The sequence below is a fragment of the Martelella sp. HB161492 genome (assembly GCF_013184775.1).
In the GTDB taxonomy this organism is placed as follows: domain Bacteria; phylum Pseudomonadota; class Alphaproteobacteria; order Rhizobiales; family Rhizobiaceae; genus Martelella.
Map to the genome: position 1 here is coordinate 38,520 of NZ_JAATVV010000004.1, position 19,810 is coordinate 58,329.

A 19,810-nucleotide genomic window follows, 5' to 3' on the forward strand; every position below is an offset into this window, starting at 1 on the left:
GCCACGCGGCATTTTTCGCTTCCACGCTCCTGTTGCGAGAAGATTCTGGAAGACGAATAAAATGAAAATCAGACGCCTTGCCATTCTGGCAACCGCCGTTGTGATCGTCGGCGGCGGCGGTTATGGGTTATGGAAATTTGTCCTCAAGCCGCCGCCTGCCCCGCTTGCCACCGTTGCAGTCAGCCGCGGCGATATCGAGGAAACGGTATTGGCGACCGGTCAGCTCAAACCTGTCCGGCTCGTCGCCGTCGGCGCCCAGGTCTCCGGTCGCATCACCAATGTCGACGTCAAGCTGGGAGACACCGTCAGCGAAGGCGATCTGATTGCTGAAATTGACGACACCACCCAGCAGAACAGTTTGCGCACGGCCGAAGCGTCGCTTGCCAATGTCAAGGCGCAGCTTGCGGAAAAGCAGGCAACCCTGACGCTCAATCAGCAGTCGCTGACCCGCTACAAGGAGCTGTTTGACCGTGAATCCGGCACCAAGGCCGATTACGAGAGCGCCATGGCCGATGTCGGTGTAACCGAGGCGCAGATCGCCGCCCTCACCGCCTCGATCACCGAAGCGCAGGTCGCCGTCGATACAGCCAAGGCCAATCTCGGCTACACCAAGATCACCGCACCGATTGCCGGAACCGTGCTTGCCATCGTCAGCCAGGAAGGCCAGACGGTGAATGCCAGCCAGTCTGCGCCGACGATCGTCGTGCTCGGTCAGCTCGATCAGATGACGGTCTATACCGAGATTTCCGAAGCCGACATCACCAAGGTGACGGCTGGCATGCCGGTCTATTTCACGGTCCTCGGCGCCCCGGACACACCCTACAAGGCAACGCTGGAATCGATCGAGCCAGCGCCGGAATCAATCAAGAGCGATTCCAGCTTCTCGACCTCGAGTTCCTCGTCTTCCTCTTCATCGTCATCAAGCTCGTCATCTTCGGCGATTTACTACAATGGCGTCTTCACCGTGCCGAACCCCGACGGCAAGCTCAGAACCTATATGACGGCCGAGGTCCATATCGTGCTCGGTTCGGCCGACAACGTCCTGACCATTCCTTCAGCGGCGCTCGGCAATGCCGGCCCCGACGGTCAATATACCGTGCGGGTGATGCAGGCTGACGGCTCCATCAGGCCGGAAAAGATCAAGATCGGTCTCAACAACAAGGTGACAGCTGAAGTCCTTTCGGGTCTCAGCGAGGGCGACAGGATTGTTACGGGGCAGATTTTCGCGACCGACAAATCGGCATCGAATTCCGGGCGCCCGCCAGGTCCGCCGATGAGGTTTTGAGCCATGAGCGATCCACTGATCAGTCTCTCCGGCATCCGTCGGGCCTATGCCTCGGGTGACGAGGAGATCGAGGCGCTCAAAGGCATTGATCTTGAAATCCGCGCCGGTGAAATGGTCGCCATCATCGGCGCCTCCGGTTCGGGCAAGTCAACGCTGATGAATATTCTCGGCTGCCTCGATAACCCGACATCCGGCCGATACGCCATTGGCGGACGCGAAACGGCCCGCCTTAACGGCGACGAACTGGCAGCGCTCAGGCGCGAACATTTCGGCTTCATCTTCCAGCGCTATCACCTTCTGCCCGAGCTTTCCGCCACCGGAAATGTCGAGATCCCGGCGATCTATGCCGGCATCAGCCCGGCGCGCCGGCATGAGCGGGCCAATGCACTGCTTGCCCGGCTCGGCATGGCCGAACGCGCCGGCCACCGCCCCGGACAGCTTTCCGGCGGACAGCAGCAGCGTGTCTCCATTGCCCGCGCGTTGATGAATGGCGCGGAAATCATATTGGCCGACGAACCGACGGGCGCGCTCGACAGCCGCAGCGGCGACGAGGTTCTGGCCATTCTCGATGAATTGCATGCAGAAGGCCATACGGTGATCATCGTCACCCATGATGCCCATGTGGCAAGCCGTGCCGAGCGCATCATCGAAATTGCCGATGGCGAGATCATCTCGGACAGGATGACACGGCCGGAAGCAGCGCGCCAGGACGCGACGCTCCGCCGCGATCCCGCAAAACGCTCCGCCGCAGGTTTTCTCAATGCCTTCAGCGAGGCCTTCAACATGGCGCTTCTGGCCATGTGGGCACACAAGCTCAGAAGCTTTCTGACCATGCTCGGCATCATCATCGGCATCGCCTCGGTGGTTAGCGTCGTCGCACTTGGCCAGGGATCACAACAGCAGGTGCTTGCCAATATTTCGAGCCTGGGAACCAATACGCTGGAAATCTTCGCCGGCAAGGGCTTTGGCGATGTGCGCGCTGGCAGGATCACCACGCTGACCGTGGCCGATGCCGATGCACTGTCGGGCCAGCCCTATGCCGCAGCCGTGACACCGACCGTATCTACCTCGAAGACCGTACGCTATGGCTCAACCGAATCAAACGCACTGGTCAGCGGCGTTGGCGCCCAATATTTCACCGCCAAGGGCCTGGAACTGAGCGAAGGCCGCCTGTTTGATGCCGAAAGCGTGAAAAGCATGGCGCAGGACGTTGTCATCGATGCCAACACCAAGGATGCGCTTTTTCCCGAAACAAGCCCCGTCGGCAAGGTGATCTTCGCTGGAGACGTCCCCTTGCGCATCGTCGGCGTGGTCAAGTCGCAGCAATCGGGTTTCGGCTCCAGCGGCAATCTGCAGCTATACCTGCCCTACACCGCCGTTCAGGCCCGCTTTCTCGGTGAAACCTCGCTGCGCAGCATCATCCTGCAGGTCAACGACGCCTATAGCATGGATGACGCCCAGACCTCCGTTACCCACTTCCTGACCCAGCGCCACGGCACGGAAGACTTCTACATCCTCAACACCGACGACATTCGCGAGACCATCACCTCGACCACGCAGACGCTGACGCTGCTGGTGACCATGATCGCGGTGATCTCGCTGGTGGTCGGCGGCATCGGGGTGATGAATATCATGCTCGTTTCGGTTTCCGAGCGCGTTTCTGAGATCGGTGTGCGCATGGCGGTCGGCGCCCGCCAGAGCGATATTCTGCGCCAGTTCCTGATCGAGGCAGTCATCGTCTGCCTTGTCGGCGGCCTTCTGGGCATCGGCGGCGCGCTGCTGATCGGCTTTGTCTTCAGCCTGTTCGTCTCCTCCTTTTCGCTGGTCTATTCGCTCACCTCGATCATCGCCGCCGTCGTCTGCTCAAGCATGATCGGCATTGCCTTCGGCTACCTGCCGGCGCGCAATGCCTCCCGGCTGGATCCGGTTGCCGCCCTTTCGGGCGAATGAAACGCCATCGCCGGGCCGCGTTTGCCGCGGCCCGATTGCAACTTGCAATGTCTCGACACCGTGGGTTATGACCGACAGGCGCAGCGTTGCTCCGATCCCGAGCAGCCTGCGGACGTTACGCCCGAATTTCGGCTCCCTCCCAGGAACAGGCTTTGCGAATGGCAGACAGAAACGTTCGGGAAAAGCATCACCGCAGCGTTGAAATCGGCCCCTGGCCTTTCGTCACGCTCCGCCTTTACCAGCATGGCGGGCGGCATTTCGACTGGCGTTCACGCGACCACAGAAAGGGCCTGTTTCGTCACCGCCGCGGGCTGGAACATGTCCATGCCCCGATCTGGCAGCGGGCATTCTACAACTGGCTGACGGGGCTTGTCTTCGTCATCGGCGCAGCACTGTTCATGACCGGCAGCGCCATGGCGCTGTTCCCCTCGACCGTTGCCAGCCTGCCCGCCTGGGCGACCAACGCCATCTTCTTCGCCGGATCGATCCCCTTCACCACCGCCGCCTATCTGCAGCTGTTCCAGGCAGCCAATGCGGATGAGAAATACACATCCGGCAGGGAGCGGCCTGCGCTTTTCGGCCGGGATTTCAAAAGCGCCGGCTGGCTGAGCGCCTCGACCCAGTTCATCGGCACCATCGCCTTCAATTTCAATACATTCGATGCACTGGTCGCACCGCAACATTGGGCCATTCAGAACCTCGTCATCTGGCTGCCCGGCATGATCGGCTCGGTGCTGTTCCTGATCTCCGGCTATCTCGCCTATATCGAGGTCGGGCATGCCCATGTTTCGCTGCCGAAGCGTGACCTGTCCTGGTGGATCGCCGCCATCAATTTGCTCGGCTGCATCACCTTCATGATTGCCTCGACGCTCGCCTATGTGCCCGCAGGTTCGCAAGCGCCGTGGATCATGATCGTCTCCAACGCCAATCTCTGGTTCGGCGCCTTCTGCTTTCTTGCCGGTGCTGCGCTCAGCATGCGCGAGGCGCGCAATGCGGCACGGTGAATGAGACGCGGAAATCAACGCGTCGCGACACACTTACAGATTGATTTTTACAGCCTGATACTCTTCGATACAGTGTAAGTCTGAACTGCCTTTTTTCGTACGAGCCAATACCGAGGTCGAACATGTGTACATCCCTTCTCTATCGCGATCTGTCCGGTTCCGTTTATGCCGGCCGCACCATGGAACTCCCGGTTGAGCTGCCTTATCTCGCAACATTCCTGCCCAAGGGCACGCCCTTCTGCTCAGGGGTTGGCGCACATGCGCAGGTCGCCTTCGAAACGCGATATGCCATTCTCGGCTTTTCCGTTCCCAACGGCTCGGTGAAAGATCTCAAGATTGTCGAGGCGATGAACGAGGCCGGTCTCGATTTCAGCCTGCTGGCCTTTGCCGATACGCATGGCCCCGAAGATACGCTTCCCGCAGAGACAGCGGTGCTGTCAGCGATCGATCTCGGCGCCTGGATCCTCGGTCAGTTTGCAACGGTCGCCGAGGTCAAGGCAGCGCTTGAGACCCAGCCGGTGCTGATCGAGCCGATGGCGGCGCTTGGCGGCACCATTCCGCCCTTCCATTACACCGTTCACGACCGCAGCGGCGCCTCGATCGTCATCGAATTCTTCGATGGCGAGCGCCATGTTTTCGACAACCCGGTCGGCGTGATGACCAACAGCCCACGGTTTGACTGGCACCTGACCAATCTCAACAATTATACCTTCCTCAGCAATATCGATCAGACCAGCGCAACCATTCTCGGCCGCCAGCTGGTTCAGCCGGATTCGGGTATTGCAACCACCGGCCTGCCCGCTTCCGACACGGCCGTCGGCCGCTTTATCCGGGCCGTCTATTACGCCAATTTCACCGAAAAGGCCGACGGGCCGGATGCTGCGATCCTCGAGCTTTCGCACCTGATGAACAAGTTCGACCGTCCCCGCGGGGCCTCACGCTATGCAAGCGCCAAAGCGAGCGCGCTGACGTCGTCTGCGGCCCAGATCATGGGCAAGGCAGACGAGCAGAAACCCGAAACCATCACCGAATATACGTCCTGGACATCGCTGACCGATCTTGAGCGCCGGAAGATCTTCGTGAAGCCCTATAGCAGCCTCGGCTATGTGAGCCTCGATCTCGATCAACTTGCAGAGGCCGGCGCGGCACGCATTGTCCCGCTTGAGCACTTCAGCCAGGCCGAAGGCAACGCAACGGCCATGATGCTGGCCCATTAGCGCTTCGGCTCGAAAATCGGAATCGATTTTCGAGCCGATGCCTAGATTCAACAAGATAGAGCGTCCTGATGCATCCAAAAGGACGCACGCCCCTTAGTGGTGGAAACCGGAAGCCTCTTCTTCGGTCAGCGGCTTGCTGATCGGATGCGCGCGGAAATATTCGATGGCCGCCTTCATGTCTTCCACCAGCAATGCGCAGAGATCGATGCTGACACCGTTTCTGACGAGAATGCGCTGGATCGCCTGATCCTGGCAGTTGGCGGGAAGCGTGTAGGCGGGTACCTGCCAGCCACGCGAGCGCAGCCGGTCGGCAAGATCGAACAGCGTGTAATTCGTCTTCAGTCCGTCCTTCAGCTTCCAGGAAACGGCGGGAATGCCCTTGGCCGGGTCGCCGTCATAGACGATATCGACGAGCCCGGTCTTTTCCAGTTCCGCAGCCAGATAGGCGGCACTGCGATAACAGGCGGCGTGAACCTTGCGATACCCCTCGCGGCCGAGACGCAGGAAATTGTAATACTGGCAGACCACCTGCCCGCCCGGCCGGGAAAAATTGAGGGCGATGTCACGCATGTTACCGCCAAGATAATTGACCCAGAACACCATTTCTTCCGGCAGATCCTTGTCCTCGCGCCACAGCACCCAGCCAACACCGAGCGGGGAAAGCCCGAATTTATGGCCGGAGGCATTGATGGACTTCACCCGCGGCAGGCGGAAATCCCATGGCAGGTCCGGTGCACAGAACGGCGCCAGAAAACCGCCGCTGGCGCCATCGACATGGATCGGAATATCAAGGCCGGTGCGCGCCTCAAGCTCATCCAGCGCATCCGAAACAGCCTTGACCGGCTCATACTCGCCGGTGAATGTCACGCCAAGCGTCGGCACAACACCGATTGTGTTTTCATCACACAGTTTCAGCACTTCTTCCGGCGTCATCAGCAGACGGCCGTCTTCCATCGGGATCTCGCGATGTTCGATATCCCAGTAGCGGGTAAATTTGTGCCAGCATATCTGTACCGGCCCGGTAATCAGGTTCGGTTTGTCAGTCGCCTTGCCCGCAGCCTTGCGCTTTGCTTCCCAGCGACGCTTCATCGCCAGACCGCCCAGCATGGCTGCTTCGCTGGAACCGGTGGTGGAGGTTCCCGTCGCCGGCCCCTCGGGCGCATTCCAGAGATCGGCAAGCATGCGCACACAACGGGCCTCGATCTCCGCCGTCTGCGGATATTCGTCCTTGTCGACCATGTTCTTGTCGATACAGTCATCCATCAGCCGATGGACTTCCGGCTCTTCCCAGGTCTGGCAGAAGGTCGCCAGGTTCTGCCGTGCATTGCCATCCAGCAAAAGCTCATCATGAATGGCGGCATAGGCAAGACGAGGCGCGCGCTCGCTGGCCGGAAACTTCGACTTTGGCAGAATGGCCGACAGATCTGCCGCACCATAGGTTTCGTCATTCGGATCGAACAGAGTATCATTCGCACGATCATCAGCCATGGCATTCTCCGCTTTGCGCCGTCTCAACTTTGCAGAGTGTAATCATCCGGTTGTAACGGGGTCAAGACAGGTTAGTAGATTGTTTCGAAAAGCGTTTTCTTCTCAACTTCTGCCTGTCCGGTTTCATCGCCGAAAGCTTTCGCCCGCAACAAGACTTGTCCGGCTTGCTTTCCAGCCGGTGCGCTTTTACTACTTGTCGAAAGGTCGCTCTGATGGCCTGTCATAACGTTCCCACGATAAACGCTTGCGATTTCAGCCGATGATAGAGATGGTCCGCGCCTCCGCCAAATCCCCTTTCGATGCATCGTGCCTGGCCCGGCGCCCTGCTGCGTTTTTCCGGCTGTCGCTGCTCCTCGCAGCGCTTGTGCTGCTTGCCGCCTGTGCGCAGCGCCCGGGACCGGACGTTCTTTACCCGAACCCGCAAGCCGCCGCGAGCAAGCGCACCGTTACCGTCTATGTTGCAACCTCACGCGAGCAGGCGGATCCGGCAATTGATGGCTTCACCACCGAGCGCGCGGGAGAGCTGAGCTATGCGGAATTCGTGATATCCATTCCGCCGGCCCACACCGATGGCGATATCGAGTGGCCGCATTCCGCCAAACCGGATCCCGCAAAGGTCTTCACCGTCGTAAGCCACACGATCCTGTCAAAGCAGGCGTTTGACAGCCGGATCAACGCGCATGCCCGCACCGAAAGCGACGGGAAGGTGGCGCTGTTCGTGCATGGCTTCAATGTGAGCTTTCAGGAAGGCCTGTTCAGGCTGGCGCAGGTCTCCACCGATTCTGACATTTCCGGCGTACCGGTCTTCTTTTCATGGCCATCGCAGGCCCGACTGCTCGACTATGCGACAGACAAGGACTCCGCCACATTCTCGCGTGACGGCCTTACCGACGTTGTCGATCAGCTGACGGGTCTGTCGGCGGTTCGTTCGGTCATGCTGTTCGGCCACAGCATGGGTGGCTGGCTCTCCATGGAAGCGCTGCGGCAAATGGCGCTTGAGGGCAATCACAAGGGGCTGAAAAAGCTGAATGTCATTCTCGCCTCGCCTGATATTGATGAGGATGTTTTCGCAACCCAGCTTGATGTAATCGGTCCGCTCGATCCGCCGCTGCTGGTGCTCGTATCGGGCGATGACCATGCGCTCCAGGCCTCGCGTTTCATTCAGGGCAACCGTCAGCGGACCGGTCAGCTTGATATTTACGATCCCGAAGTCGTCGAAAAGGCCAAGAAGGAAAATGTGCTGCTTCTCGATATTTCGTCGATCCAGTCGCGCGACCCTCTGAACCACAGCCGCTATGCCGACCTTGCCTCCCTTTATGCCGAACTCGAGGACGAAAACGAGATGGACAGCCAGCTCAGACAGGCCGGAGCCCTGATTTTCGATGCGGTTGGCAACACGCTCTCAGCCCCCTTCGATCTGGCGGGCGCGGCGCTCGACCAGTAAATCAGTTGGCACTGCTCGCCGAAAATGCGATTATTTACTTGAGTTTATTTCTCAAACCTCAATAAGCTCTATCGATCATGTTGGCAGAGGCGGTCTTCAGCGATCGATTGCATTGCGATGATCCGTGGGACATGACATGAAATCCGGGAGATGAGATGCGCGCAGGACATAAATACCAGCACCTTGTTCACGGCGCGGGTTGCCCATGCCACACGCCGGAATTTGCGCGTCTCAATGCCCGTCTCAATGCAGGGTTCAGCCGCCGGTCGCTGCTGAAGGGTGTCGCCGGCGTCATTGCGGCCAATGCACTTGCCACCTTTCCGGCCCTAGCCCAGACCGCACCCCGCCCCGTTCTCTTCACCAATGTCCGCATTTTTGACGGCGTCTCGGCAAGGCTGATCGAGGGCAAGAATGTTCTGGTCGACGGCAATGTCATCAAGGCCCTGCCTGACGTCAGCGATATGGTGAGCGACGCCGAGGTGATTGACTGCGGCGGTCGCGTGTTGATGCCCGGCATGATTGACGCCCACTGGCACGCACTGCTTTGCGCCATTCCGATGCAGACGGCGATGACAGCTGCCATTCCCTATGTCCACCTCGTCGCCGCACACGAATCGGAGCGCACGCTTCTGCGCGGCTTCACGACGATCCGCGATGTCGGCGGTCCGTCCTTCCCGCTCAAGCGCGCGATTGATGAAGGACAGGCTGTCGGGCCGCGCATCTATCCGTCCGGCGCGATGATTTCACAGACCTCTGGCCATGGCGATTTTCGCATGGTCTATGAGATTCCCGCCTCCGACCAGAGCAATCTCAGCCATGCTGAAGAAGCCGGAATTTCTTCCATTGCCAACGGGGTACCGCAGGTTCTTAATCGTGTACGTGAGCAATTGATGCTGGGCGCCAGCCAGATCAAGATCATGACTGGCGGTGGCGTTTCCTCAGCCTATGACCCCATTCCCAGCCTGCAATACACAGCGGAAGAAATCAGGGCTGCCGTTCAGGCAACGGCAGACTGGGGCACTTATGTCTGCACCCATGTCTACACCGCCGAAGGTATTCGTCGTTCGATCGAAAACGGCGTCCAATGTATCGAGCACGGCCAGCTTGCCGATGAAGACACGGTGAAGATGATCGCCGATACCGGCACGTGGTGGAGCATTCAGCCCTTCCTCGGCGGCGCCTTCGCCAATCCGAAAGGCACCGCCCAGCAGCGCCAGGAACAGCAACAGATTGCCGAAGGCACGGTGCGCTGTTTCGAATGGGCCCAGAAATACGGCATCGAGAAATTCGTCTGGGGCACGGATATCCTGTTCAATCCGGCCGGAACCGTCAATCAGGGCAAACAGCTTGCCCAGCTTGCCGACTGGTTCTCCAATGTCGATATTCTGCGTATGGCCACTAGCCGCAGCGGCGCGTTGATGGCTTTTTCCGGTCTGCGCAATCCCTATCCCGGTCGCCTTGGTATCATCGAGACCGGTGCACTTGCCGACATGCTGCTGATCAACGGCAATCCGCTGGAGGATATCGCCCTGATCGGCAACCCCGAAAACTTGTCCGTCATCATGAAGGACGGACGTTTCTTCAAAAACACCTTGTGAGGGCTTCCCCGATGACTTGTCTGCCCCTGCATTCCCGATATATCGCAGCCGCCCTGACGGCCGTTGGCCTCAGTCTTGCCAGCAGCTCTGCCGCCCTGTCGGCGGACATGCCGGCCCCGGTCGATCCCGTTGCCGACCCCGTTGTCGCGGCGCCAGCATCCAGCTGGACCTATGTGGTGACGCCCTATCTGTGGGGCACCGGCCTTTCCGGCGATGTGGCACCGTTCAAAAACGCACCCACCGTACACATCGACCAGTCATTTTCCGACATTCTTTCCAATCTGAACATCGCCGGTTTCCTCAACTTCTGGGCGACCAACGGCCGCTACGGTGTCTATGCCGACGTGATGTATACCGATATCAGCGAAAAGGACGCGACCGGCCCGGTCAATATCCCGAATGTTGGTGTGGTTGATAATCTCAATGTCAAGGTTGGCAACAAGCTGTTCAACGCCGCCCTGTTCGGTTCCTACAGACTGGCCGACGAACCCGATTTCAAGTTCGACGCGCTCGCCGGTATCCGCGCCTATCGCGTCTGGACCGATCTCAGCGTCAATGCGCCGTCCTATAACGCCTATTACAGCACATCGAGCGCGTTTGGCTGGGTTGATCCGGCGGTCGGCTTCCTCGCCCAATACAGCTTCACCGACAAGATGAAGGTCATCGGTCAGGCCGATGTCGGCGGCTTTGACGTCGGCTCGAAAATCTCCTGGCAGGCGCTCGCGGCCTTCCAATACGCCTTCAAGAAGAACATGGCGCTGTCGGTGGGCTATAAATATCAGTCGGTCGATTATGACAGTGGCGGCCATGTGTTTGACACGCAGATGCAGGGACCAGTCATGGGCGTCAGCTTCCGCTTCTGATTTTCATGGCGGCGGCCGTCAGCCGGCGGGTTGACGGCCGCGGCCGCCGAAACGGCATAGTTTCATTGATATTTCAATGGGCTGATATTGACAGCGCGGACGAACCTCAAGACAAATGATATTGGATTGCCCGGGGGGGCGACGCCTTTGTTGAAGGCGCTATTGCAAGAGTTTCCAGGCGTGATCAGTCTCAGACTTTCCCTTTTCTGCTTGATTGCACCGTTGTTGAGTGGCTGCGCACGGACGAGCCACGGGCCGGTGATTTCGCTTTACGGCGCCTATTTTCCCTCATGGATCGCCTCGGCGCTGATCGGCATTATCGCAACGGTGATCATCCGCCTCATCCTGATCAAGACCGGCGTTGACGAGATCCTGCCCTTGCGCGTCGTCGTCTATTTCTGCATGGCGATCACCATCGGCCTTGCATCCTCGCTTTTGATTTTCGGGAGATAGGCTGGTTCATGCTCTCACTTAAAGCCAAGGCACTGGTGCTTGTTCCCGTCGTCCTCATCGTCGGCACGGCATGGCTGGGCTATGCCCATATGACGCGCATGCGCTCCAACATCCTGTCACAGGATGCGACATTGACAGCTGAGATCACCAATATCTCCGCATCGGTTCCGGGCCGCGTCTCTGAGATCTTCGTCGCCGAGAACGACCGGGTCACCAAGGGGCAATTGCTGTTGAGCCTCGATGACACGGTCTACCGCCTGCAGGTCACCCAGGCCGAGGGCGATCTGAAGGCCGCTGAAGCCGCCTATGAAACGCAAAAGCGCAATATCGCCGCAGAGCAGGCCAATGCTGCAGTTGCCGAGAAGCAGATCGAACGCGCCCGCGTCAATCTCGATCTGGCGACGAAAACACTGGAGCGCCTTCTGCCACTGCAACCCAAGGGCTACGTCACCGATCAGCAGGTGCAGGATGCGCGCACGGCAAAGCTTGATGCCGAAGTCTCGCTGCAGCAGGCGCTTCAGCAAAGCACAGCAGCAAACGCACTGGTCTCTTCCCCCGAAGCCTCGCTGGCGCTGATCCAGAGCCGGCAGGCAGCGCTTGATATTGCCCGGCGCAATCTCGCCAATACCAAGGTCTATGCGCCGCATAATGGCCGTGTCGTCGGGCTGATCTTCTCGGCAGGCCAGTATATTGTCACCGGGCAGAGCGTCTTCACCCTCGTCAACACCGACAAATGGTACGCGACCGCGCTTTACCGCGAGGGCGAGCTGAACGACATTCGCGTCGGCACCTGCGCCACCGTCTACGTCATGGCCGATAAGTCGGTTCCGGTTAAGGGCCATGTCCAGGGCGTTGGCTGGGGGGTCGCCTCGGAAGGTGCGATCAATATTCCGCGCAGCCTGCCCTATGTTCCAAAGGAACTCGACTGGGTGCGCATCGCCCAGCGCTTTCCGGTCCGTATCGCCCTCGATAATCCACCCGAATATCTGATGCGCATCGGCGCATCGGCATCCAGCGTCGTGAATTATGACACCAATTGTGGAGACCAGTGATTTCAGGCGCAAGACGCTTCGGCTGATTGATGACCTGAAGCCGTTTCCGGGACGGTTTTACCAGGCGGTCTCGATCGGGATCATCTGTGCCATCTCCATTTCCATCGCCATGATGTACCACTTCCCGGAAGCGGCGATCGGCTGCTACCTCGTGATCTTCATGGCAAAGCCCAATGCTGCGGAAAATGTCGTCACCGGCGTCGGGCTGATCATCGCCGTCAGCCTCGTCGTCTTCCTGCTGATCGGCCTGATCAACCTGACCATCGACCATCCGCCGGCACAGATCGCCGCGATCATCATTTCCTCCTTCATTTTCCTCTATATCGATTCGGCCACCAAGCTCGGCGAGCAGGCCGGCATTTTTGCGCTGGTGATCTCCTTCGTGATGACGCTTCTGAGCTATATCCCGATCGGTGAAGTTGCCACCCGTGCCGTGCTCTATGCCTGGGCCATGGTCTTTGTGCCGATGGCGACGCTGGCGCTCTACAATCTGTTCTTCGGCATTCCACCGCAAAAGCTGCTGCGTCAGGCCATCGCCGAACGCCTGCGCAGGACCGCCGATTTCCTTGAAGCGGCTGATGACAAAAGCCGTGACAGACTGGTGGAGCTTGTCGGCGAAGGCACGGTCGAACAGGACAAGCTCTTGCAGATGATCGCCCTGTTCAGGCTCCTCAACCGCCGCGACGCCGCATTCCTGACCGCCTGCCAGGCGCATAGCTATCGCCTGATGCTTGCCGCACTGGCCTGCGGGCACACTGGCAGCGACGAACACGCCAGCGCCCTTGCCGGCCTGTGCCGCGATGCGGCCAGTCAGATCGAGGCGAAAAAGCCAATCGCCAGCGCACAGATTGCCCTTGCCGAAGACAATGAGCACGGCCTTGGCGCTGTTGAAGCGGCGCTTGCCGCATTCCTGGCCGCCACCCCGCCGGAAAAGGGAGCGCCGGTTGATGCCCCCTTCATCGCGGCCGATGCATTCACCAATCCGATCCACCTGCAATTCGCGCTGAAGACAACGCTTGCCGCATTCACATGTTATTTCATCTACACGGCCGTTGACTGGCAGGGCATCCACACCGCCATGATCACCTGCTATGTCGCAGCGCTTGGAACGACGGGCGAAACCGTTCACAAGCTGCTTTTGCGCATTTCGGGCTGTCTGATCGGCGCGCTGATCGGGCTTCTCACCATCCTGTTCGTCATTCCCCAGCTCGAGTCTGTCGGTGGGCTGGCCGTCGTGATCTTCCTCGTCATTGCGCTCGCGGCATGGGTTTCGACCGGCAGCGAGCGGATCTCCTATGGCGGCGTCCAGATTGCGCTCGCCTTTCTTTTGACCGTGATCCAGGGCTTCAAGCCGGGAACGGATCTGAGCGCTGCCAGTGATCGCATTTTCGGTATTCTGCTTGGCAATGCCGTCGTCTACATCATCTTCACGACCATCTGGCCGGTCAGCGTCTCCTATGCGGTGAAGAGCAATATTCTCGCCGTAACGGAGCGCCTGAAGCGCCTTGCCGCCCTGCCCTTCGCCGAACGCAAGGCCTCCCTCGGCCTGATGGCGCTGATCGAGAGCAATCTCGGCGCGGTGCGCAACGCGCTCGACATGGCCGGATATGAGCCGCGCTCGGTGCGCCCGGCCAGAGACAGGCGCGCCGCCGTCAACGCCAAAGCCGAGCGGCTCCATGACCTGGCGCTCGGCCTGTTCTTCAAACCGGATATCGCCGCAGATGCGATCGCCGAGATTGACGCGATCAACGACAGTTTTTCCGGCAAGGACTCCCGCACTCCGGCGGAACCTGCTTTAACCGGTCATGACGGTTCGGGAGACAGCCATTGAGGCGCGCAAGAGCAGACAAGCGGACGGCGGGCAGCAGCATTGCTGCGATGATTGCCATGATCACCGTTGCAGCAATGCTCAGCGGCTGCGCCGCGCAGTCGCTGAAACTGGCGCCGCCCGATCCGAACCATCCATGGTCGGCGTCCCAAGACGCCAACAGCGCGTCATTACGCTCAGAAGCGCAGGAGAGCGGCGAACTGTCGCTGTCGGCGCCGGAAATCGACGCGAACAGGACCTATAATCTGCCGGAGCTGATCGACCTTGCCCAGCGCTCCAACCCGACAACGCGTGCAGCCTGGGAAAGCGCCCGCCAGGCCGCGCTTGCTGTCGGCATGGCGGAGGCGACCTACCTGCCCTTCATCACGGCCAATGCGATCGGCGGAACGGGCACCAACACCTCGCCATTGCCGATTCCGATTGGCGCAGATTCCTATTTTTCGACCAATATCGACGGGGTCGCCCCCTTCATCGCCCTGCAGTGGCTGGCCTTTGATTTCGGCGGCCGCAGCGCCGTCATCTCCGCAGCCCAGCAACTGTCGCTGGCCGCAAACTACAAATTCAATGCCGCCCATCAGCAGCTGATCTTCCAGGTCACGGGGGCGTGGCACCAGTATAATGCCGCCCGCAATCACACCAAAGTCGCGGTGCAATCGCTCGCCAATGCCCGAACGCTGCTGGATGCCGTCACCGAGAAGCGCAAGAACGGACTTGCCACCTCCGTGGATCTGGCGCAGGCCGAACAGCTGGTCGCGCAGGGCGAATTCCGGGTGGTCAAGGCACGCGGCGATGAAAGCGACGCCTATCAGACGTTGCTCGGCGCAATCGGCATTTCGCCGGCCTCCCGACTTAAGATCGCCGACAGCAGCGGTCAGCCGCTGCCGTCGTCGGTCACGACGCCGGTCAAGACCATGATTGACATCGCCCTTGCCCGCCGTCCCGATATTCTTGCCGGTTATGCCGCCGTCAAGGCATCGCAATCCGGTGTCGACGCGACCAAGGCTGCATTCATGCCGAAAATCGGCATTTATGGCTCGCTGGCGACCTATAGCGCCGACGCCACGGTCGGCGGCCTGCCGACGGCCAATGCCAGCGGCGTCAATGGCAATATTTTCGTCGGCATTTCGATCCCGCTTTATGACGGCGGCATGCGCGAGGCCAATATGAAACAGGCCGAGAGCCGCGAGGCAGCCGCCAGCCGTGATTTCGAACATCTGAAGGACACGGCGGCGCGCGAGATCGTCATGGCCTCCAATGCGCTGACCAGCGCCATCGCCTCTCACAATGCCGCGGTAAAGATGTCCGCCGCCGCCGCCAAGACCTATGATTCAACGCTTGAGGCCTATCGCAACGGCGTCGGGACCGTCACGGCAGCGGCTGCCGCGCAGACCGATCTGCTGAATGCACGGCTCGCCGAAGGCGACGCCCGCGAAAGTGCTTTTGCAGCGGCGGCCAATCTCGCCTTCGTGCTTGGCTCCTCCATGTCCGGGCCGGATGGTCAGCCGGCAAATCCATAATGCATGTGATGACAAGCCGTGTTGGTTGATGTATCGGCGTTGAGGTGCAAGCGATACCAAGAGGGGACCATGCCATGCATATCAACCCGAGAGCGATGCCAACCTGGAGTTGGCTGGTGCCGGTGCTGGCAGCCGTCCTGAGTGCGCTTGAGGTCTCTGGCGTCCTGCATGAGCGCTCGGTGATCTTCATCATTCCAGCGGTCGTTCTTCTCGGTGGCGCCATCTTCGCCGCCGTCATGCATGCAGGCGTGATCGGCGCCAAAATCGGCGAACCTTACGGCTCGCTGGTGCTGGCGGGCTGCGTGACGCTGATCGAAGTCGCCTTGATCATTTCCATCATGAATTCCGGTCTTGAAGGCACCGATGAAGTGGCGCGCGACACGGTATTTTCAGCCGTCATGATCGTCTTGAACGGAATCGTCGGACTGTGTCTTGTCTTCGGTGCGAAAATTCATCGCGAACAGAGTTTCAAGCTCGATGCCGCTTCCGCCGCGCTGGCAGTGCTCGGCACCCTATCCACGCTCGCCTTCGTGCTCCCGGTCTTTGCGGTTTCCGGTCGTGACAAGCAGTATTCCTGGGCCCAGCTTCTGGTCGTCAGCCTGTGCTGCCTTGTTCTTTATGGCGTCTTTCTGTTCATCCAGACGGTCCGGCATCGCAATTACTTCATCGATGAGCCGGAGACCAAGCCGGAGCCGCTGGCCCACAGCAACCTTGAGACGCCCACCAGCAGGGTGACACTCGGCTCGGCCATGCTGCTGCCGCTGGCGCTTTTGACCGTGATCCTGCTGGCCGAGGCCCTGTCGCATCCGCTGGACGATGCCATCGCCGCAGCCGACCTGCCCCCGGCCCTTGTCGGTGTCGTCATCGCCACGCTGGTGCTGCTGCCGGAAGGCATCTCATCGGTTCAGGCGGCGATGAACAACAAGATCCAGCACAGCATCAACCTCGTGCTTGGTTCGGCGCTAGCCAGTATCGGCATGTCGATCCCGGTCGTTTCGCTCTTCACGATCTTCGCCGGCAGCCAGCTGACACTGGGGCTTGATCCGGAAAACATGGTGATGCTGATCCTGACACTGTTTGTCAGCACGATCACGCTCGGCACCGGACGCACCACAGTGCTGCAGGGCGCAGTCCATCTTGTGATCTTCGCCGTCTTTGTGCTGCTGACGCTCGTTCCCTGAGGCCGCCGGACGGCGATTGCAGCGTCCGCTAGCGCATCGGCTCGAAAATCGGAATCGATCTTTGAAAAGAACGATGCGTCGATGAAATAAGTTAGAGCGTCCTGGTGCGGCCAAAAGGACGCACGGCGCGCTAGAACTGAACCACATTGGTGAGGCCCAGCAGCGATGTCGTGATCACGAAATAGAGCAAAAGCCCGGTCAGATCGACAATCGTTGTCAGCGCCGGCCCTGATATGATGGCCGGATCCTGGTTCACCGCGATGGCGCCAAGCGGCAGCAAGGCACCGATCAGCGTCGCGGAGATCACCTGGACCGCCAGGGCTATGGCAATGGCAAAGCCGATGGCTTCAAGCGAAAGCCCATCCGGCACATCGGCCGCGTTGGAGATCAGCACCACTTTCAAGAAGGCAAAGAGAAACAGCAGAACCGCCATCAACAGCGAAACCCGGGTTTCGCGCCACAGGATACGCAGCGAATCCTTCATCTGCACATCCCCTGCCGTCAGCGCCCGCGTCACGAGGCTTGCCGACTGCGTTCCGACATTGCCGCCGGTATCAGCCACCATCGGCATGTAGAGCGCGAGGATCACCAGCGCATCCAGTGCATCCTCGTAGATATGGACCACATAACCCGCAGCCAGACCGGCAATGGCAAGACCGAGCACCCAGGGAAACCGACGGCGGAAATCCGACCAGACCGTATGTTCGAAATAGTCATCGCCATAGGTGCCTGCGACACCGGCGAAACGATCCTGATCTTCGCGAAGTTCCTCAACGACATAACGGCTTGCTGCAGCGCTGCTGACCACGCCGGCAAGGATGCCCTGATCATCGACAACCGGCAGAAGCGCGAGCCGGCCGTCAATCATCTCCAGCGCAGCCGATTCGGCCGTTCTGTCCAGACCGACTGTCGGTGCATCCCGCCGGGCCAGGCTGGAAACCTCGGCATCCTGTTCGGCATTGAGGCAGGCTTTCAGGCTCACAGTTCCGGCATAGCGGCCATCGCCATCGATGAGGCAGGCCTGTGACCCGGCATCATCATGCGCGGCGGCAAAGGCCAGGATCGCCTCGCGGCAGGACATGGTTGCCGAAAGCGAAAACGGGTTGCGATCGGCTATCGCCGCAACGGGTTCGAGTGATGATGGCAGTTCCTTTGCAATGGCAGTCTGTGACACGCGGGCGGCCTCCTGAATCAGCTTTCACTTACACTTGCATTTCTAAAGCTTTCATGACGAAAGCAGCCCCTTCAGCCATTCTGGACTTTTTCTGCCGAGTCTGATTACCATCCGTCAAAGGGGCAAATTTCTGAATTTCTAGCATGGGCTGCAATCTGCAACCTGATCCGACGCCGCATCTTTGAACCCGAAGAGCACGCATACAAGGCTATCATGCACAATCAGGACAGTGACTTTGAGGACGGCCTTGACCAGCGCGGCGCGCAGGCCCGCTATATCGCCCTTGCGCTTCTGGCGGGTTCCCTTGCCGGCATCTTCGGCTCGCTCTTTCATCTGACCATCAAGCAGCTGATCACCTGGCCAACCCATCTGGCGAACCATACAAGTGGCGTTACGCTGGTGCTGCTTTCGGCACTGATCGCCATGGCCGTGACGGTGTTGTCGGTCTTCATCGTCCGCCGTTTTGCTCCGGAAGCCGGTGGCAGCGGCGTTCAGGAGATTGAAGGCGCGATGGAAAATCTCCGTCCGGTCCGCTGGCAACGGGTTCTGCCGGTGAAATTCATCGCCGGTATCGCCGCGCTCTCATCCGGCCTCGTGCTTGGTCGCGAAGGGCCGACAATTCACATTGGCGCGTCGTTCTCGGCTGCCATTGCCCAGTTCTTCCGTGTCAGCGATACAGAAAGGCGCGGCCTGCTGGGAGCGGGTGCCGCGGCCGGTCTTGCCTGCGCCTTCAACGCGCCGCTGGCCGCCATCCTGTTTATCATCGAAGAAACGCACAATCAGTTCCCCTATACATTCCGCACCTATGTCGGTGTGATTGTCGCCGCCCTCGCATCGACCGTTGCAACGGAGATCATCGGCGGCACCGCGCCGGATCTGTCCATGGTCGTGGCGGAACCATCGCTGACGCTGATCCCGGCCTTTATCCTGCTTGGCATCGTGCTGGGTGTCATCGGCGTCAGCCTCAATGCCAGCCTGATGCACATGACCGCCTTCAGTGCAAAGCTCCACCGGCGCGTCCCCTATCTCTATCCGGCAATCGTCGGGCTTGCGGTCGGCGCCTGCTTCATTCTCCTGCCGCAGGCCGTCACCGGCGGTGAAACGCTGATCATGCAGCTTTCAATGCATCGCCCGGCACTGCTGCTGCTGCTGGTGCTGGCGGTGATGCGTTACTTCACCATGGTCGCCAGTTACTCGACCGGCACGCCCGGCGGCATCTTCGCGCCGATGCTGGCGCTCGCCATCTGCATCGGCTTGAGTTTCGGCTCAGTCCTGGAGATGGTCTTTCCGACCGTCGGCATCAGTGCGCTGGCTTTCGGCATGGCAGCCATGGGCGGACTGTTCGCCGCTTCGGTCCGTGCACCCGTGGTCGGCGTCGCCCTGACACTGGAGCTGACCGGGTCCTACACCATGACCTTGCCGCTGATTGCCACCTGCGTCACCGCCAATCTGGTGGCCCAGTGGATCGGCGGCCAGCCGATCTATGAACAGCTGCTCAAGCGAACCCTTGAACAGGCCGGGATTGATCCAGCCAGAACTGCCGAGCGCCCCTATAGCGGCCTCGGCTAGAGCGCCGTGCATCCATTCGGATGCACAAAGGACGCTCTAACCTGTGGAATCTACGCATCATCCCGCAATGAAGAATAGCTGCCGTCCTCGCGAGACGATGTCAGCTTTTGTCAATTTTCGCGGTTGATTAATCATGCAGTTACATTGAAAACATATCCACCTGTATTTCCAAGCGAACAGAGTGGAG

15 protein-coding genes are annotated in these 19,810 nt (G+C 59.8%); 13 read left to right on the plus strand and 2 right to left on the minus strand.

What is annotated here, in order from left to right; genetic code table 11:
- Positions 1 to 61 precede the first annotated feature (61 nt).
- The 4 genes from HCK86_RS07775 to HCK86_RS07790 all read left to right on the plus strand — a co-directional run bounded on the left by HCK86_RS07775 (position 62) and on the right by HCK86_RS07790 (position 5,456).
- Positions 62 to 1,285 (plus strand): efflux RND transporter periplasmic adaptor subunit, encoded by a 1,224-nt coding sequence (locus HCK86_RS07775; protein WP_176083909.1) that lies wholly within the window; start codon positions 62 to 64, stop codon positions 1,283 to 1,285.
- A gap of 3 nt (positions 1,286 to 1,288) precedes the next feature.
- A complete protein-coding gene (locus HCK86_RS07780) occupies positions 1,289 to 3,235 on the plus strand; it encodes a MacB family efflux pump subunit (RefSeq protein ID WP_176083910.1) in 1,947 nt (648 codons plus the stop codon).
- A 158-nt stretch (positions 3,236 to 3,393) separates the two neighbouring features.
- Complete coding sequence (locus HCK86_RS07785) at positions 3,394 to 4,239, plus strand: hypothetical protein (RefSeq protein ID WP_176083911.1); 846 nt, start codon at positions 3,394 to 3,396, stop codon at positions 4,237 to 4,239.
- Positions 4,240 to 4,361: 122 nt separating this feature from the next.
- Positions 4,362 to 5,456, plus strand: a complete 1,095-nt coding sequence (locus tag HCK86_RS07790; RefSeq protein ID WP_176083912.1) for a linear amide C-N hydrolase — start codon at positions 4,362 to 4,364, stop codon at positions 5,454 to 5,456.
- 93 nt (positions 5,457 to 5,549) lie between these two features.
- Here HCK86_RS07790 and HCK86_RS07795 read toward each other — a convergent pair whose 3' ends face one another.
- A complete protein-coding gene (locus HCK86_RS07795; protein WP_176083913.1) occupies positions 5,550 to 6,944 on the minus strand; it encodes a glutamate decarboxylase in 1,395 nt (464 codons plus the stop codon).
- Between the two features lie 259 nt (positions 6,945 to 7,203).
- On the opposite strand from HCK86_RS07795, the gene HCK86_RS07800 reads away from it, so the two are divergent.
- The 8 genes from HCK86_RS07800 to HCK86_RS07835 all read left to right on the plus strand — a co-directional run bounded on the left by HCK86_RS07800 (position 7,204) and on the right by HCK86_RS07835 (position 16,880).
- The gene (locus tag HCK86_RS07800; protein WP_246739506.1) at positions 7,204 to 8,388 is read left to right on the plus strand and encodes an alpha/beta fold hydrolase; all 1,185 of its coding nucleotides are present in this window, start codon (positions 7,204 to 7,206) and stop codon (positions 8,386 to 8,388) included.
- A gap of 155 nt (positions 8,389 to 8,543) precedes the next feature.
- Positions 8,544 to 9,986, plus strand: a complete 1,443-nt coding sequence (locus HCK86_RS07805; RefSeq protein ID WP_176083914.1) for an amidohydrolase family protein — start codon at positions 8,544 to 8,546, stop codon at positions 9,984 to 9,986.
- 11 nt (positions 9,987 to 9,997) lie between these two features.
- Positions 9,998 to 10,849: a hypothetical protein gene (locus tag HCK86_RS07810; RefSeq protein ID WP_176083915.1), complete on the plus strand. Its 852-nt coding sequence runs from the start codon at positions 9,998 to 10,000 to the stop codon at positions 10,847 to 10,849.
- 180 nt (positions 10,850 to 11,029) lie between these two features.
- Positions 11,030 to 11,302 carry a YtcA family lipoprotein gene (locus HCK86_RS07815; protein WP_348641052.1) on the plus strand — a complete coding sequence of 91 codons (273 nt, stop codon included), beginning with the start codon at positions 11,030 to 11,032 and terminating at the stop codon, positions 11,300 to 11,302.
- Positions 11,303 to 11,310: 8 nt separating this feature from the next.
- Entirely contained in the window at positions 11,311 to 12,354 is a 1,044-nt protein-coding gene (gene mdtN / locus HCK86_RS07820) for a multidrug transporter subunit MdtN (RefSeq protein ID WP_176083916.1), read from the plus strand.
- Complete coding sequence (locus tag HCK86_RS07825; RefSeq protein ID WP_176083917.1) at positions 12,329 to 14,185, plus strand: FUSC family protein; 1,857 nt, start codon at positions 12,329 to 12,331, stop codon at positions 14,183 to 14,185. Before mdtN ends, HCK86_RS07825 begins: the two co-directional genes overlap by 26 nt.
- A complete protein-coding gene (locus HCK86_RS07830; protein ID WP_176083918.1) occupies positions 14,182 to 15,699 on the plus strand; it encodes a TolC family protein in 1,518 nt (505 codons plus the stop codon). Before HCK86_RS07825 ends, HCK86_RS07830 begins: the two co-directional genes overlap by 4 nt.
- A gap of 74 nt (positions 15,700 to 15,773) precedes the next feature.
- Complete coding sequence (locus HCK86_RS07835) at positions 15,774 to 16,880, plus strand: ionic transporter y4hA (RefSeq protein ID WP_176083919.1); 1,107 nt, start codon at positions 15,774 to 15,776, stop codon at positions 16,878 to 16,880.
- Positions 16,881 to 17,010: 130 nt separating this feature from the next.
- Here HCK86_RS07835 and HCK86_RS07840 read toward each other — a convergent pair whose 3' ends face one another.
- A complete protein-coding gene (locus HCK86_RS07840) occupies positions 17,011 to 18,054 on the minus strand; it encodes a magnesium transporter (protein WP_348641053.1) in 1,044 nt (347 codons plus the stop codon).
- Between the two features lie 213 nt (positions 18,055 to 18,267).
- Between HCK86_RS07840 and clcA the strand changes: the two genes are divergently transcribed.
- Positions 18,268 to 19,623, plus strand: a complete 1,356-nt coding sequence (gene clcA, locus HCK86_RS07845; RefSeq protein ID WP_176083920.1) for a H(+)/Cl(-) exchange transporter ClcA — start codon at positions 18,268 to 18,270, stop codon at positions 19,621 to 19,623.
- Positions 19,624 to 19,810 lie beyond the last annotated feature (187 nt).